The organism is Klebsiella sp. RHBSTW-00484 (assembly GCF_013705725.1).
Lineage (GTDB): Bacteria > Pseudomonadota > Gammaproteobacteria > Enterobacterales > Enterobacteriaceae > Klebsiella.
Map to the genome: position 1 here is coordinate 2,132,115 of NZ_CP055481.1, position 17,221 is coordinate 2,149,335.

The window sequence follows — 17,221 nt, forward strand, 5'->3', positions numbered from 1 at the left end:
AAGGATTTTTATGGGTGACTCACAAAGCAATTCGGACACGGCATTATCCGGCGAAACGGATAAAGGGGTACTAAAAGGTGTGGCGATGTTCTGCTATAGCCTGTTGGGTGCCGTATGCGCAGCTGGAATGCTATTTCTTTGGTGTTTGATAAATAAAGAGCTTTGGGTGCTGGTCATCTTGATGCTTCATAGCATCTGGATATTCCCAATAAGCATCATATGTGGCGTATCAATCCCCTGGTCTCCCTTGCGCACCAACGGTGGATGGGTTTTTTTGACGGCGCTGGCTGCGGCATTGTTCGCTTATATTATCGTTTTCTGGCTAGGGTTATAATTTGCCGGAACGTGATAGACTTTGCCTTCGCCATCTGAGAAAACCGAAGGTATTATGGTAAGCAACGATATTCTACGTAGCCTGCGCTACATCCTGAAAACCAACAATAACGGCCTGGTGCGCATTTTTACTCTGGCAGATGCGCCGGTGAGTGCAGAGCAACTGGTACCGTGGCTGAAAAAAGAAGACGAAGAAGGGTTTGCGCGCTGCCCGGACATCGTGCTGGCGAACTTCCTCAACGGCCTGATTTACGACAAACGCGGTAAAGATGAATCAGCGCCGCCGCTGGCGGTTGAGCGTCGGGTGAATAACAACATCGTGCTGAAAAAATTGCGTATCGCCTTCTCCCTGAAGACCGATGATATTCTCGCTATTCTCACCCAGCAGAAATTCCGCGTTTCAATGCCGGAGATCACCGCCATGATGCGCGCGCCGGACCATAAAAACTACCGCGAATGCGGTGACCAGTTCCTGCGCTACTTCCTGCGCGGCCTCACCGAACGCGCGCACGCGAAATCCTGATATGCTTCCCCGGCTTGCGGCGTAAACGCCTTAGCCGGGCTACCGGCCCGCAGACAACTGTAAACCTGTAGCCCGGCTCAGCGCAGCGCAAGCCGGGAATTGACGTTATTTCACCTCTTTAAATCCCTGCGACGTCAGCATTTTTTCCGACTCGCTAAGCGAAATAAACTTTTGCTCGCAATCGGTAAAACTAGCACCCGGCAGTTTGCACAGGTCGCTGATTTTGACCTGATTAAAGTCGATGGAGAGATGCTCCTGTGCGTAGCTCTCCTTATAGTCCACCTTGTGCGTGACGCCTTTAATGCTGCCGTAAGCCGCGCCGATGGGGTCGATAATCTTGCGCGCCTGCTCTTCGTTAGTCACTCCGAGTGATTTATAAGGAATGGTGTTGTCCGCATCCTGACGCGTCACGATGTCCCCTTTGTAGTGATAGGTGAACGTCAGCTCAACGCCGTTCATGGTGTTGCTAAAGGCTTTAACCTCGTCTTTTTTGTTATCGCAGCCGACCAGCGCCGCCAGCAACACGGTTGCGCTCAGGATAGTGACGATCTTACGGTTGAATTGCATAACGATTCCCTTTGTTTAATATTGTGCCATTTGCAGCTGTAGATAGAGTAAAGATAACGTATTCAATGTGTTGTCTGGTGTGGCTGATTTATTCTCATGCAGCTGGCGCAGCAAACGAGCCAGCTGGTTAAAGCCTTGCTCCGTCAGTTCATCGGCCAGCGTACTCGCTTCGCGAAAAAGGTTCTGTTGTTGGTAGCGTAGACCATTATGCAGGACCTGGATTAACACCTCCTGGCAACGCTGTAAAAGCAATCCCGTCTGAGATACCGCCGGGGATAAATCGGCGGCGGGCAACGGCCCTGCGGGGTGTGGTTCGGCATCCAGCGCCCATGCCCGCGAGCGGGTCATCATCACCAGCGGTTCCAGGGTGAGCTGTCCATGACTAAACGTGACCATCCCGGAAACCATCACCACCGGATCGTCTTCTTGCCCCAGCAGCACCGCCATTCGCTCTACGGCATAAGGCGCGCTGGCGGAAGCGGGGAGCGACAGATGCAGAAGATTATCTTGCCCCTCGCCGCTGATAACCTGCGCATCCAGCGTTTGCCGCGCCGCATCCCAGCCCACGGCAAGGCACGCCTCAATCGGCAAAATAAATAAATTATCCACCTGGTTGAGCGGACGTACGCAGGCCGGGGCGCGCTGGTGCAGATATTCGCGCAGCGCCGCCACGCCCGGCTGGCGCAGTGGCGCATTGAGCATAAGCCAGGCATCCGGGCTGAGAGGAACGTTGCTGCTCAGGCGGTGGCGCGTGCCCAGCAGCAGTTCGCCGTTGGCGTTACGGCGCGCCGATTGGGAAATGATTTGCCCGCCCGCCAGCGCCCCGGCCTGAAAAGTAAACAGGCGACGCAGCCATGCCGGGCTTTGCACCCGTTCAGCCAGCGGCCAACTGCGCGATAAATGCAGGATGCTGCCGGTGTCAGGATCGCTAAACCAGATGCGTAAACCATACTGGCGATTATCCTGCCAGCTGCGCATGCCTAAAGAGATAAGCCGCACGTGGTCGAGCTGAGCCTCACCGGCAACGCCCAGACCGACGATGGTGCGCCACGGCAGAGGCGGAACGGCAAGTTGCGCCATGTGCCCGGCGCTCTCAAGGCGGGCGTTAAGACCGGCGAGCTGAGCGAGTAGCTGCGCGGGGTGATAATAGCTGGCACGCTGCTGGAACGCATCGACGCTCTGGCGAACCTCGTCAAGCGCTCCGACGACCCAGCGCCAGTTGGCCGCTTGCGCCGCACGCTGTGCGCGGGTAAACGCGGCGTCAAGATTGATCGGCGGCTGGCTGATACCGCCTTGCCACAGAAGGTGGCTTAGCTGCTGGAGGCTATGCCGACAGGCTTCGCCCTCCGGGGTATCAAACGGACCCCCGCTGGCGGCCACCTTGTGGCTGCGGGTTTGCCAGACCAGATGAGTAAAGCCGGGCTGCTGGGCTTCGGCGTCGGTAAACGCCTGTACCGCCAGCGCCACATGTTCGCATAGCGACCCTTCCACACAATCGCAGCGGGCAAAGCGGATGCTGCTGCGGGAGTAAAAACGCACATCGCTCATCGGCAGCTTTGCCGAAGGCATTTCGCCAGGTAAACAGAACAGTTCCACAGCTAACCCTTTATCCGCTAACTGCTGCGCCCGCTTACGGACGGCGTCGGGTAGGGTCGCCAGCTCTTCCTGCCACAATCCAGGATGCCAGCGCTCGGTATTTTCCGCCGCCTCTTCGGGTACGTCGTCGCTGACATTGGCGCGCTGATAGCTCAGCACCAGCATCACGCGATGGCGGCACATGCCGCTGGCACCGCAGGTACAACTGGACTCTTTCAGCGCCTGGTCCTTTGCCAGCCGGGTGCGGACTCCATCGTTAAACAGAGCGGTGAGCGTACCAGCATCATCCTGCTCCAGCTCGGGGATATTACCGCTATCCAGCTCTTTGATACTGCGTTTAACGAACCCGGCATTGCTCAGCGCCATCAGCGCCTGCTGCGTAAGCTCGAGTAATTCAGGGCGTAAAGGGATCATGATTGCAAATTCTCCGCCAGCCAGGCAGCCAGTTCACCGGGGGTCATCGCGGCGATTTGCGCCCCAACATTCACCAGAGACTGAGCCATCTCGTGGTCATAACAGGGCGATGCCGTATTGTCTAGGGCTGCCAGCCCGAGGACTTTGATACCGCTTTGCACGCTTTGCTTCACCTGGCGAATCAACAGGGATGTCGCACCGCCTTCAAAAAAATCGCTCACCAGCACGATGACGCTTTTTTGCGGCTGTTCAATGAGCTGCCGGGCATACTCCACCGCCTGGGCGATATTGGTGCCGCCGCCAAGCTGAACTTTCATCAGCAGCTCCACCGGGTCGGCGACGTCGGCGGTGAGATCGACCACGCTGGTATCAAATGCCACCAGGTGAGTGCGGATACCCGGCAGTTGCCATAAACAGGCCGCCATAACGGCGGAATGGATAACGGAATCCACCATCGAACCGCTCTGATCGACCAGCAAAACCAGCTGCCATTTCTCGCTATGGCGCTTAATGCGGCTGATAAACTTCGGTGATTCAATGTACAACTTGCCGCGCTGCGGGTCCCAGTGCTTCAGGTTAGCGCGCAGAGTGTTTTTGAAGTCGAAATTGCGCGCCAGCGGGATGCGCGAGGGACGCTGACGGTCGCGCGCGCCGGAAAAGGCCTGGCGAACCTCTTTTGCCAGCCGGGCCATGATTTGCTCGACCACCTGGCGCACCAGCTTGCGGGCGGCGTTCAGTACATCCGGGTTCATCAAATGTTTGGTATGCAACACCGCACGCAGCAGGCTTTCGGAAGGCTCGATGCGTTCCAGCACCTCCAGATTAGTTACCACTTCATCAATGCCATAGCGCAGCACCGCATCACTCTCGAGTCGTTCGATGACCGGCTGCGGAAAAAGCGTATGGATGGCGTTGATCCACTCAGGTGTTGTCAGGTTCGAGTCCTGCAGCCCGCCCTGGCGTTCGCCGCGCTGTAGGCGTTCAGGATCGCGGCCATATAGCCACTCCAGCGCCTGGTCCATTTGGCAGGCGCGTTCATCAAGCCCGCCAAGGCTGTTCTCGGCGGCTTCGCCTAAAATCAGCCGCCAGCGCTGGAGTTCACGGGTGGTCAGAAGATCGGATAGTGTATGCATTAGCGAATTCCCCAGTGCTGTAGCGCTGCCAGCGCCTGCTGTTCTAACTGCTGATGGCGAGTAAAGCGTTCCGGCGAACAGGGGATCGGTGCCTGAAGCACATGCGTCGGCAGCATGGTCATGTGATAGTGATCGAGTACCTGACGCGCCAGCGCGCCGCGTTCGCGCGGTGGCAGCCATGCCATCGCTGCGCGTAAATCCGGCAGGGCGAGAATAAATTCATCATCCGCCAACTGGGCAAGCAACCCGCTAAACCCGGCGATAAACGCGGGCTGGCTGGCCAACTGATGGCGGGCCAGCGCCAGCATACCGTGCACAGCTTCCCCCAGCCGCTGCGACGGCAACTGCGCCAATAACGTCAGGGCCGCTTCAGCAGTCGCTGCGGGATGCTCAAGGCGAAGCAGTGCGCCGAGCGCCGCGCCGCGGTCGAGCGGGGCGGCATCGAACGCTCTCATACGCCGTTCAAATAAGGCCAGGGCGGCACTGAGCGACACCCCGGGTAAAACGCTGCCGTTTTGCATATCGCGCAGAATATGGCACAGCGTCTGCCAGCTATGCAGATGGGCATGAAACTGCGCCTCTTCGGCAACGCCGCTGGACTCGCAGAGCCATAGCGTCCTGTCAAGCGCCGCGCAGAGCGTGGTTTGCAGCACCACGGCATCCTGCATACCGCTGATATCGTCCAGACGCCACAGGGCGTAAAGCACCTCCAGCGCCGGGCCCATTTCGGCGAACTGGCTCTCCCCGGCAATAAGCTGCGCCAGCTGATCCAGCATCTGCTGGCTGAAGGTGGACAGCCCCGCCAGCGCCGCCTGGCTCAGGCAGGCGGCCAGGCCACGGATGCCGCTGGAGTCCAGCATATCCACTTCAAGCCGCTGGCGAGCGGCCTCCGCCAGGGAGGCACCGTAGCGGGCGGCTTCAATCAGCGCGGCATGCTGTTCCAGCGGACGAAACAGCGACCAGCACTCTTCGCCGTCGCCGGAAAGCGTCATTGCGCTGCCCTGTCGACGTTGGATCCCCGGAATATCAAGAATGGCCAGCCGGTGCAGTACCTGACTTTTCGCAAGCTCGCCGGGTTCAAAGCGGTTGAGGGTCAGGCTACCGGACAGGGTAATACCGACCCGGGCCAGCTCGCGCTCCACATCCAGCGGCAGCGGCGGCTGCGGTGTTCCCGACGCCAGCTTGCCGAAGCCAGAACCTGCCAGCGCATCGACCATGGTCAGCAGGATCGGGTCGGTATCCGGATGAATCACGCCGCGATAGCTCCACGGCAGCCGGGCGTTCAGCGCCTCTTTAATGAGCGACCCCGCCAGGGCATCAAGCCAGTCGCAACGCAGCGGCAGGGCGTGACCGCGAAGCTGCGCCAGCGCCATGGCGCGCAGGTGGGCGGCGGCGAGATCCGCCGTGGAGGCGGGCAGGCGACGCTGGCGTAAACGGGTGAGAAGGGTTTTTAGCAGCTGTTCACCGGCCTGCTGCTGACCGACCTGCCAGCACCATTTCTGCCACACCGGCGCGGGCATTCCGGAAAGATAGCCAGCCAGTACGTCCAGCCGTTTTTCGCTGTAGGGTGTCAGATAGCAGCCGGTGATGGCATCGGGCGTCGGCGAAGGCGGGCATTCAGGCTCCTGCGTTTGCGCCGGGCAATTTCGCCATTGCGTGGCAAGCGTCGGGGCATGCCAGCCGCCGCACACCACCACTACCGGGCCGTCATTTTGCCCCATCGCCCACGCCAGCCAGCGGGCCATAAAGGCTTCGCGCTGGTGATTGTTTCCACCACCGCTTTCGTCGCCGCGTAGACGAATAAAGTAAGTCTCCAGCGCCTGCTTCAGGTCAGCGCGCTGGGTTTCGTCTTCAAACAGGTGATCCCACAGGGTATCGGTATTCTCCATCCCGCTGGCCTGAAGCAGGCGCTGCTGGTCATCGGCGCGGCGAGCGTCAGGGACTTCTTCATCGTCCTCACTCTGCGCCCACACCGGCAGGTCGATAAATCGGACGTGCGCCCCGGTTGCGCGTGCGGCCAGCAGCGCCTGCCATTCCGGAGAAAATTCAGCGAACGGCGTCCAGGCACCGCGCCCAGCCGTGCCGCCGTCCTGATGCTGGCAGTAGCTGTAGATGGCGATGGGCAACTGATGAGGTAAAAACAGCTCATCCAGCCGATGATTAAAATCCGCTGGGCCTTCAATCAATACGTAGCGCGGACGCGTTTGTTCAATCTGTTCCTTCACCAGCCTGGCGCAGGCCGGGCTGTGATGACGAACGCCGATAATTAACGGCTGCTCAGGCATGCGTGTTCCCTCACGGCAGGCGGTGACGGGCCTGATAATAGGCCTGCCAGTGGGCTTCTTTATGCGTGCCGACGCGTTGTTCAAAATAGCGACGCAGGCGGGCGCGGTCATCTTCATTATCTTTAATGATGGTCCCGGCGATGCAGTCCACCAGATCGGCAGGCTCCCCGGCGCGGCTGGCTAAAAACCACGCCCGCACCCCGACGGCGTGGGCGACGTTAACCGCTTCGGCGGTGGACATAATGGCGTTGAGAGTATCCATTGATGTTTTTTTGCCGCCGTCGGCGCGCAGATCGCGGAAGGTATGCACCAGTAGCTCCAGCACGGCGTCGGGCACTTTATGCGGGATGCCGCTATGCTCCAGCAGCCGGGCCGAGGCGCTGGCCACCAGCTCCAGCTCCTGTTGAAAATCCATAATCGGAAAGACGGTTTCGAAGTCGAAGCGGCGTTTCAGCGCCGCGCTCATTTCGTTAACTCCGCGATCGCGGGTGTTGGCGGTGGCGATAATATTAAATCCGGCGCGGGCGTACAGCTGGCTGTCATCGCCGGTCAGTTCAGGTATCGCCATTACGCGATCGGAAAGCATCCCCAGCAGGCAGTCCTGAACTTCCAGCGGGGTGCGGGTGATCTCTTCAAAGCGAACGATTTTACCGTCGCGCATTCCCTGATACAGCGGGGCGGGCACCAGCGCCTGTGTCGACGGCCCCTGGTTTATCAGTAATGCATAGTTCCACGCGTATTTGATTTGATCTTCCGTAATGGCCGCGCCGCCCTGGATAGTGAGCCCGGCGTCGCCGCAAACAGCGGTGGCCAGCAGCTCGGAGAGCAGTGATTTCGCCGTTCCCGGCTCGCCCACCAGCATCAGGCCGCGCCCGGTCGCCAGCGTCACCAGCATCCGTTCGATGGCGGCGGGACTGATAACCACCTTGCGGCTAATATTGCGAGCGCTATCGCCAAGGATGAAAGCCCGCGCCGCCGGCAGGCTCAACTGCCAGCCGGGCGGGCAAGGGCGACGGTCATCCTGTTTAAGCCGTGAAAGTTCGTCGGCATACAGCACGGCAGCTGGTGGGCGCTGAAGGTGTGTTTCCTGTTGTGACATATTTCTTCCTTAAAATGACAGCGATGACGAGGTACGATTTTACTCTATGCGCACCCGGAGGTATCAGGGGCGTTTGCACGAGTCAGGGTGAATAACTTATATGATTGCAGGCAATGTATAACGCGCACTGCGTCCTCCCGCATCACTTGCCGTTAAGAAACCAAGTTCTGTAAGCTGTGCTAAATGGCGGGTAGCGGTTGCCCGACTGACTCCGGCGACCGCTTTGTATTGGTGATTATTAATCCCCTGACTGAAATCGCCGTCCAGCATGCGATTAAGTACTTTCACCTGGTCCGCATTAAGCTGCGCCGGGTCAGCACGTCGCCAATATTTTGTTTTAAATACGGTTCGTGCAATCAAGGCGAGCGTCCTTTCAAGAGATATCTGGAGCATTTCAATAAACCAGCGTAACCATGCGGTTATGTCCATATTTCCACATTGCGTCTTTTCAATTATTGAGTAGTAGTCTTTACGATGTTCACGAATGGTCTGCGACATAGCATAAAGCCGCACGGTGTTATGCTCGGCCTGGGCGAGAGCCAGGTCCATGATAAGTCGACCTATTCGGCCATTACCATCTTCAAAAGGATGTATTGTCAAAAACCACAGATGCGCGATACCCGCGCGTAATATGGGATCCTGGATCGCATCATGGCGACTGTTATTAAACCATTGAATGAAAGCTGCCATTTCCGTGTCGATGGCAGTAGCGTCCGGCCCTTCAAAATGAATAACGGGTCTATCGATACGACCCGATACCACCTGAACCGGCCCCGTTCGAAACTGACCGCCGACGATGGTATAAATCAATCCCGTATCAACGGGAAATAGTGACGCATGCCAGTGTAATAACCGCTCAGGGGTAAGGGGGGTATCCAGATTGTTAATGGCGTCCAGCGCTGATTCCACCAGCCCTTCAGTTTTCTTATCTATAGGGTACGTTATCTTTTCATCGATACCTAAGTGAGTCGCCAGCGATGAGCGAACCGAGCGTACATCAAGCCGCTCGCCCTCAATGTCGCTAGAATAAAGGATGTTTGCCAGAAGAGTATCAAGCGTTGTGCTGGCGTTAGCGAGTATCTGGCTGCTGCCATATAGCTTACCTTGCAGAAAGTTTATATGACGCAGTAGTGGTGAAAGCTGCTCCTGATCGCAACTGAAGGCGGGCCAGTTATCTTGCTGCCAAATCCACATTGCAATCTCCTGAGTCGATTATCTGCCTTATTCTACTCATTTTGTGAGTAGAATAGCACGGCAATTAATGCCCGGCATCGTTGCTGGCGTAAAAAATAGACTGCAATTTTGCGCTGAAACACGTCACGATGCTTTCGACGGTTGCTCCGGATAAATCACGGTCATCAATAAATTCATCTTTTATATAGAGCAGTGCATCATCCATTATTCCGATGGGCACACCCTCAGCATCTTGCGGAAAAGTGGTGGGTAATCTGTAGCGCTCCAGGCGAAAAACGGTACCAGTATAAATCTCGCCGCACTGATGAACTTCCAGACGAAAGTGGAAAGGTTCGGACTTTTCCCGTACATCATAGTCATAGGTGGCGACCAGTTGACGCTGTATTATCATGGAATTCGTTCCATCAAATTAATTCATCTGGCTTAATATCAGGGTGTATTTTGTACAGAGGATTCATTACGTCAAGCAGCATGCTGGCCATGATTTTTCCGGCAGCTTGCTGATAGCAGCGTAATTCCTCTTTACCGCAATGGGTTTGCACCAGGGCCACTGAGCTATCTATTTCCTTACCGAATCTCAACATCAGTTGGCTGATGGTTGTAGCGATCTCTTTGTTTTCAATCATGATTATTTCTGTTCCAGAATAAGGCTCTGGTTATAGGGTAAATATTCGACTCATGCGGTGAGTCGAATCGTGTGGCCAATCGACTCACCGCATTTTTGTTCTAGCGGAAAATAATATCCACCGTGCTTAGCGCCTCGCTAAGATCCTGAGAATCAAGCTGCGAGAAGGCGGCGGGGCGTTCGTCGCGATAGAGCGTAATGGTGCCGAACTGCTGGCTTGCTTTGGCGTCGATGTTGTAGTGAACAAACCCCGGCGAAACCTCCAGTATCAGCCGATGCTGCGGGAGGTCGTAGTAGAAACAATTTTCGTTAGCCTGCCACCAGCCACGGCCGCGGATCCCTAACAGCTGCCCGCAGGTGGTTGATTTGCCCTGCCAGCGCGTCAGTTTGCTGCTGGCCGCTTCTGCTGGCGTCAGCAGCACCGTACGGCGCGCCAGTTGGCGGAAGGGCTGCAACAGCAGGTAGTCGTTGAGGATTTGTTCGAACGCCGCGCACGTTTTATCACCCATTTCCAGCGGATGAGCGATGCCGAACACGGCATCCTCCGGCAGGGCGATAGTTTCATCCAGGCTATCGCAGAATTCGCCCTCCGCTGCGACGCGAAAGGCGTTGAGCAGACGTCGTGGTTCATTCGGTGCGTAAACTCCCCACACTAAGCGCCGGGTCAGATGGCTGGTCAGCGGATGGTCGACAAACAGCGCCTGAAACTCAGCTCGATTCCAGCTCCGCGCCAGCCGCAGCGCGTTTTCCAGGTGCGGAAGCAGGCGTTTTGCTACCTGAGTGGCGTCTTTTTTCAAACCTTTCAGCCGGGCCAGTGCTTCCGCTGCTTTCACCTGATCGTCATCGGCGCGCAGGCGCGGAATGGTTTTCTGCCGCGCCCCCTGCTGGTCGTATATCACCGGCAGCAGGTTTTCATCAAAGCGCACGCTGAAGCTGCGGGTGCCAAAATCAAAGGTCAGCGCCTGTGCATCATCCAGGCCCAGCGTCGGCGTCAGTCGGTCTTGTAGCTGCTCTTCGCTCAGACCGCGCGCGTCGGCAACCTCTTCAAGATACTGCTCCGCGCTGTCGCGCAGCGGGCGGGATTTAGCGCGTTGGGAAATATGGTGCAGTTGCAGCAGCGCCATATCGCTGCCGATGCGGGTGAGGATATTGAGCCCGCTGGCGGCACGGGCGGATTTCCCCTCCTGCGGCCAGGCAAGGATCAGTTGAGTTAAATCACGCACCGTACTCTCATCGCCGAACAGCCCCAGTATCTGAAACGCCCAGTTCTCTTTGGCGGGAGCCCCGGCGTTTTGCCAGGCGTTAAACAGATCCCAGGCAAAAGCGGCTAACGACTGGGGCTGGCAGGTGGCTTTGACGATATCCAGCCCGCAGTAATGATGGCCGCCCTGGGCGAAACGCAGCATCTCTCCGAGGATCTCCAGCGCATCGTCCGTCAGAGGCTGGTCGTTACTGATAAGCCGCGGCCTGCGCCAGAGCGCGGGCTGCCAAAAATCCGACGCTTTCGATGTGCGAGCCGGGTAGTTGTCCAGCGGATCCTGAGTTAACAATAGTTCCAGTGCCGCCCACAGCTGCGGTTCGTTCCAGCGTAGGGCGACCGTTTGCAGTAGCGCTTCGTGACCTTGCTGGTACAGCAGGCGCAGGGCGTTAATCGCCGCTTCGCGGTTATCGCCAGCTTTGTCGAACGCCTGCGGGATTAGCGCGGTGGCGGCGTGTTCCGGCCATTGCAGTAGCCACTGGCGAGCGAGATTGCTCTGTGCCTGGAAACGCCGCCAGAGGCGGGCGACCGGTAGCGCCAGTTCCGTCGCACCGATATGAATCAGCAGCGGAAAGATCTCTTTTGGCCGATGCTGAAGCGCCAGCTGTAGTCCGGGCAGGGCATCCGTCCCGAGGATGCTCAGCAGATATTCAGCCCCGACAAATTTGAAATTCTCTTCATTGATGCGCTGCCAGAGCGTGACAGCCTGCTCGCGCGGCAACTGCATCAGTAGATAAAGATTCCAGTGTTCGTTGGGGTTATAGCCTCCTTCAAGATAGTCTCGCCAGGCCTGCAGCAGCACCTCGCTTTCGCCGCTGTGCAGCGCCTTGACGGCCGCTTTATACCATCTCTTCTCATTTCCGTATGCGCTATATCCAGACCACAAATGCCCTGACTGCCCGTTAAGCGTATATTGATGGAACAGATAATCCATATCCTCAAAGCCCAGCTCCCGTAATACAACCTCTCCTTTGCGGGTAAGGCGTTCAGACAGCGGCAGGTCGTTAAAGAAGCAGGCCGGTTTGCTGGTGGCCAGTGCCTCTCTTTCCCCCGGTTGCCAGTATTCCTGCGGAGCAACCTGGAGTACGGGAAGCTCAAAGCGTGGGCTTGCAGCTTTTTTCTTTTTGCCGCGCCACGGCGGTGAGAGCAGGATTTCCGGCAGGCTGGCGTTATCGGTAGTGAGGAGAGGGGCTGAGGTCTGCTCCTCTGAGCGGAGCTGTAACAGTGCAGCGGCTTGTGGCGTCAGCCATGGCAGTATTTGCTCAACCATTGATGGTTGCGCTGTGAGTAATACCTGCAACAGGGATTGCCAAATCGCCTCCAACTTGGGCTGACGGCTCTCACGTTCTTGTAGATCTGGTTCGTCTCCCCATTTATTTAACCAGCCTAAGTGTCCTGCCACGTTTTTTTGCGCCAACAGTTCCGCCAGCGCAGCCAGCGTTGCCTGTGGAAAGAGTTTGGCGCATTTGTTCACGCGCGCCATGCTGCGTTGATTTTTATCCGCTACGTGTAGCAATAAGGTCACGGCTTGCGGATGGTCGATCTGCGCCAGCAGTCCGGCGCAATCGTCACCATGAGCATAAGGAGCCAGGCGTGATACTGCCGTCAACCCCTGTTCGCGCAGCAGCGCGGCACAGGCAGCGTAACCATAATGGTTTTCGTACCAGGCATCGCTAGTTTCGTGGTTATTAAACACGTCCATTTTGCGCAGCTTTACCAGCGTTCCGGGAACGACGGTTATCACCGTTTTCAGCCACTCTGTCGATGAAGACGGCTGTGTCGCCATCTTAGTGGCTATATCTGCTCTTTCAGGCAGTAGTATCGCCATTAACGGGCGGCGATCTGGCGGAATATCAGGAAGCGCGGCAATAAGTTTGTTGGTACAGTGCTGCCACAGCTCCTCTTCTGCCAACGAAAAATGCTTGCGCAGACGGATATCGAATTCATGATAGGTACAGGATCGCCACACATATTGCCTGGCGAAGGGAGAAAAAGTGACGGTGTTTGTCGATCGCCAGACATTGGAAGTATCGTATTGAATACCTATCTTCTGCCGTTCAATGACCACCTCAGTGGCGTACTCCAACCCTTCCTGTTGAACGATCGCATCCAAATATTCAGCATGGTGACTGTCACTGAGCTCTACTAGTACCGCTATTACACGGGCAGGCATAGCTGGTTTAGGCGCGTTAATGTAGCTAATCGCCTGCTCTATAGCCTGCTGCCACTGCTCGTCACATTCGCCATAATGAAATGTTGTCGGTTGCGTGTTCCCGAAGCGTTGCTGCAAATCATTCGCCAGCGCCTGAATGCGCCCCTCTTCAACCCGCGGCACTGGTTCGCCCGGCCAGCGGCGATGGCTTAACGGCTCTTTGCCCTTTTTAAAGGTCAATTCCAGCTGCGCGTCATCCGCCAGCCATGGTGGTGTTACTGCGTTGTGCATAAACATTCCTTGTTCTATTCAAATAGCGCGTCAATGTCGTTAATCAGTTCGCTGGCGCTGACGCTATCCAGGACGGAGAACGTCGCGTCCTGCGGACCGTTGCTGCCCCAGCCGTACTGGTGCGCATGTTCGGCGCATAGCCAGATTTTACTTAACAGCTGCTCGGCGCTAAGCCCATCCGGCGACATGCCCACGGCGAAGCCTTCGTCGATTTCCATCACCAGCGTCCACTGTCCCAGCGGTTTCAGCATCCAGCCGATCCAGCCCGCATCCTGTGGATCGCCGCGCAGCCAGCCTTTATTCGCCAGCCCCATCACCCGGCCGCTCGGGCACTTGCGCCCGGCCCAGCGGGTCAGCTCGGTGGCAGCCAGTTCGGCAGGGGTCAGGGTATAGCAGTTGCGATCGAGCTGACGGAACGGTGGCAGCAGTTCGTAATCGGCGAACAGTTGACCGAAGGCGGCGGCGTCTCCCGCAGGCATTTCCAGCACGTGCGGAATACCGATGCAGATCTCTCCGTCCGGCAGGGTAAAGAGATCGTCATCGGCGGTGCTGTAACTGTTGTCTTCGGCAACGCGGAAGCAGGCCAGCAGTTTGTTGTCCGCACTATAGACGCCCCATACCAGGCGACGGGTAAGGTGGCGTACCAGCGGATGACTCACCAGAAACTGGTGGAAATTCTCCGGCGTCCAGCGTCGGCGCTGGCACATGGCGGATTCCATCCGCGCGATTTGCTGGGCGGCAATTGTGCGGGCGTCTTTTTTCAGCGCTTTGTAGCGATTAACCGACTCTGTTGCCAGCGCGTCATCATCACTCTTATTGGGTTTTGGCAGGTCTTTCAGACGACTGCCGCTTTCATCGCGCACGAACGGCTTGAGCGCCTCATCAAAGCTAACGATAAAGCGCCGCGGGCCAAAATCGAGGGTTAACGTTCCATCATCGTTCAATCCGAGATCCGGAGCGAGGCGGTCTTCCAGCTCGGCAACGGTCAGTTCGCGACTCTCGGCGATATCGCCGATTTTTTCCCGTGCGCGCTCCTGTAAGGCTTTGAACTTCAGCTTCTGGGCGATGCCGTTAAGCTGCATCAGGGCGATATCCGTGCCGATCGCGGCGAGAATATCTAACCCAACGGTGGCGCGTTTATGCTGGGATTCACCCGGCCAGATGCGGATCAGCGGCGTTAGCGCTCGTGCGGTGTCGTCGTTGCCGAGAATTCCCAGCGCGCTAAAGGCCCAGCCCTCTTTGGATGGCGCTCCGGCGGTTTGCCAGGCGCTGAACAGGTCCCAGGCGAAGGCGGCGAGTGACTCGGCAGTGCAGAGATCTTTCACCTGCTGTAAGCCGGGGTAAATGCCTTCTTCTGCCGGGAAGCGCAGCATTTCGCCAAGCGATTTTAATGCTGCGTCCGGCAGAGCCTGACCATTTTCCCGCAGTTGCGGGCGCGTCCAGAATGCGGGCTGGTAAAACGCAGGCAGGGCCGGAATTTTGGTCGGATGGTTATCCAGCGGATCGAGTGAGAGCAGGGCGTTAATGGCGTCCATCACCTCCGGCTGGTTATAGCGCTGTGCGATCTGTTCAAGCAGCGGCTGATGGCCGTTATCTATCAGCAGATGTAGCGCCAGACGTGCACTGTCCTGCGCTTCGCCTGCTTTACCAAAGGCTGCGGGCAGCAGGCCGGTAATGGCATGTTCCGGATAGGCCAGCAGCCACTCGCGGGCAGCATCGCGCACCGTTTTAAGTTTGTTAAAGGCGCGGGCGACCATCGGAGCCAGTTCGCTGGCGGCAAACCAGATAGCGACGGGTAAGTTCTCCTGCGGGTAGCGAGAAAGTGCGTTAATAAAGCCCGGCAGTCCGGCAAGGCGCAGGTACGTCATCACATATTCCGTGCCCGTGTGCGGCTCTTTGCTCAGGGCGTTCCAGGCCTGGATTGCCTGCGCGGCGGGCAGCGCGGTGAGCATATAGAGCGCCCATTCGTACGAGGAAGAACCGTGGATGGCCTTAACCTCCGCAATCAGCGCGGGATAATCCTGCCGTTGCCAGGCGCTCAGTACGGCGTCGGGGGCGTCGTCATAACTATTGCCATTCCAGCGCTGAAAACCGCCTAATTGCGTCAGGTAGTTTTTGTCGTCCTTTCCTTTGCCTTGTTCCACCCGGTGGGCATACCAACTACGCTGTTCGAGAAGTTGCTTGCCCGCCTCTTCCGTCAGCATGCAGATCGGGTCTAAGGCCAGCGGTGATAAATCCAGTTGGGGAATAGGGGACTTTTTCTTTTTCGTCGCCCATGGTGGGGATACCAGCACCGGCGGCAGCATATCGTCACTGGCGCAGTCGGTCTGCTGATTTAATTGCTGCTGGCAGGTTTCCAGCAGCGCCGCGGCCTGCGAGGAGATCCATTGCGCGACCTGTGCGACCAGTTCCGGTCGGGCGCTCAACTGGGTCATCAGCATAATGCGCCAGCGTTTCTCTTCTTTTTGTGTCAGCAGTTCAGCCAATGCCGCCAGCGCCGCATGTGGGAAACGGGTGCAGGCTTGTGTCATCCGTTCGTGGCAGCGTTTTCCTTGTTCGCTCACGCGGATCAGCTGCGTCAGGGCCTGCGGATGATTAAGATAACTTACCAGCTCGCCGCACAGATCATCGTGAACGTAGGGCGCAAAGCGGGAGATTCCGGCGACTCCCTGTTCGCGCATCACCGTCGCGTTCCAGACGCTGCCGTGGTAATAGTCGTTAAACAGGTTTTCCGCCAGGTAAGGATCCAGCGCTTTGACGACCTGCGGGTCACTGGCAACCAGCTTCAGCCATTCTGCCGTTTTGACATTTTTATGCGCCAGCGCCCGGCGGGCGATGTCGTGGGCGATATCCGGGCGCTCTGGCAGCAATAACGCGACCAGCGGCTGCTGGCCGATAGGCATATCCGGCAACGCGGCAACGAGTTTATCCACGCAGCGCTGCCACAGCGGCTCATCGGCAAGGGACAGATGGGCACGCAGGCGAACGTCGAACATATCCGCTCCACGAGCCGAGATTGGTTCTGCGAGAAAGGTGACCTGAACGGTTTGATAATTATATTCAAATTCAATGTGCTGTAGGGCGATAAACATCTCAACGGCATATTCCAGTCCGTAGACGTGAACAATTTCGTCCATCAGTTCGGGATTGTCACCACTGCGCCAGCCACGGCGAGTTGCCACGGCGACCTGCACCGCCAGCGCGGCCGGTGATAGCTGGCCATCGGTGAGAGCTTCATTGATGACTTGCTGCCAGTACGCGGAGCAGTCGGCATAGTCGAAGGTAACGGTTTTCCCCGATTGCTTATGGATCTCTTTGCCGAGGTTCATTAACACACTGTCCTCAGGCGCAGCAATCGGTTCGCTGGGGAAACGGCGTGAAGGGAGCGCTTGCGCAAGTAGTTCATCCGACAACGGCAATTCGGCATCGTCCGCCAGCCACGGGCGGGTAACGTCAATAGGCGTGGGAACGCGCTCCGGCTGTGGGGTTGCTGCCGGGGCGGCTGGCTCAGAAAGCGGGCTGGCAACGGTGGGCTGCACAGCGGCGGTATCTTCAACGTAGCCTTTTTTGGTTTTTTCGTTAATCAGCTTCAGCTCGGCTTTGCTGGCGGCGACGCCATCGGCGAAGGTTTTAATCTGACTCTGACCGTTGGTGCCGACCTTGCCCCAGCTCAGATGCAGCTCGTTATCCTGCTGCTCTACTGCCCAAAATTTATGTGATTTTTCGTCGTGATAAATGAACGTTTTCATGA

Annotated in this window: 12 protein-coding genes; 2 read left to right on the forward strand and 10 right to left on the reverse strand. The window is 57.4% G+C overall.

Going from position 1 to position 17,221, the window contains the following annotated elements:
• Window positions 1-10 precede the first annotated feature (10 nt).
• Together HV213_RS10195 and HV213_RS10200 are read left to right on the forward strand one after the other, a co-directional pair.
• On the forward strand, window positions 11-334 hold the full coding sequence (locus tag HV213_RS10195) for a hypothetical protein (RefSeq protein ID WP_181485608.1): 324 nt from the start codon (window positions 11-13) through the stop codon (window positions 332-334).
• Between the two features lie 54 nt (window positions 335-388).
• Window positions 389-856 carry a YehS family protein gene (locus HV213_RS10200; RefSeq protein ID WP_181485609.1) on the forward strand — a complete coding sequence of 156 codons (468 nt, stop codon included), beginning with the start codon at window positions 389-391 and terminating at the stop codon, window positions 854-856.
• A gap of 105 nt (window positions 857-961) precedes the next feature.
• Here the strand turns inward: HV213_RS10200 and HV213_RS10205 are convergent, their stop codons facing one another.
• The 10 genes from HV213_RS10205 to HV213_RS10250 form a co-directional block, all read right to left on the reverse strand.
• Window positions 962-1,423: a YehR family lipoprotein gene (locus HV213_RS10205; protein ID WP_181485610.1), complete on the reverse strand. Its 462-nt coding sequence runs from the start codon at window positions 1,421-1,423 to the stop codon at window positions 962-964.
• Window positions 1,424-1,438: 15 nt separating this feature from the next.
• The gene (locus tag HV213_RS10210; protein ID WP_181485611.1) at window positions 1,439-3,433 is read right to left on the reverse strand and encodes an SWIM zinc finger family protein; all 1,995 of its coding nucleotides are present in this window, start codon (window positions 3,431-3,433) and stop codon (window positions 1,439-1,441) included.
• Entirely contained in the window at window positions 3,430-4,566 is a 1,137-nt protein-coding gene (locus HV213_RS10215) for a vWA domain-containing protein (protein WP_181485612.1), read from the reverse strand. Before HV213_RS10215 ends, HV213_RS10210 begins: the two co-directional genes overlap by 4 nt.
• Window positions 4,566-6,851 (reverse strand): DUF5682 family protein, encoded by a 2,286-nt coding sequence (locus HV213_RS10220; RefSeq protein ID WP_181485613.1) that lies wholly within the window; start codon window positions 6,849-6,851, stop codon window positions 4,566-4,568. Before HV213_RS10220 ends, HV213_RS10215 begins: the two co-directional genes overlap by 1 nt.
• A gap of 10 nt (window positions 6,852-6,861) precedes the next feature.
• Window positions 6,862-7,950: an ATP-binding protein gene (locus HV213_RS10225; RefSeq protein WP_181485614.1), complete on the reverse strand. Its 1,089-nt coding sequence runs from the start codon at window positions 7,948-7,950 to the stop codon at window positions 6,862-6,864.
• Window positions 7,951-8,046: 96 nt separating this feature from the next.
• Complete coding sequence (locus HV213_RS10230; protein ID WP_181485615.1) at window positions 8,047-9,144, reverse strand: Fic family protein; 1,098 nt, start codon at window positions 9,142-9,144, stop codon at window positions 8,047-8,049.
• Between the two features lie 64 nt (window positions 9,145-9,208).
• Window positions 9,209-9,535: a hypothetical protein gene (locus HV213_RS10235; protein WP_181485616.1), complete on the reverse strand. Its 327-nt coding sequence runs from the start codon at window positions 9,533-9,535 to the stop codon at window positions 9,209-9,211.
• A 13-nt stretch (window positions 9,536-9,548) separates the two neighbouring features.
• Window positions 9,549-9,770 (reverse strand): hypothetical protein, encoded by a 222-nt coding sequence (locus HV213_RS10240; RefSeq protein ID WP_181485617.1) that lies wholly within the window; start codon window positions 9,768-9,770, stop codon window positions 9,549-9,551.
• A 100-nt stretch (window positions 9,771-9,870) separates the two neighbouring features.
• The gene (locus HV213_RS10245) at window positions 9,871-13,470 is read right to left on the reverse strand and encodes a DUF4132 domain-containing protein (RefSeq protein WP_181485618.1); all 3,600 of its coding nucleotides are present in this window, start codon (window positions 13,468-13,470) and stop codon (window positions 9,871-9,873) included.
• Between the two features lie 14 nt (window positions 13,471-13,484).
• A complete protein-coding gene (locus HV213_RS10250) occupies window positions 13,485-17,219 on the reverse strand; it encodes a DUF4132 domain-containing protein (protein WP_181485619.1) in 3,735 nt (1,244 codons plus the stop codon).
• Window positions 17,220-17,221: the final 2 nt, after the last annotated feature.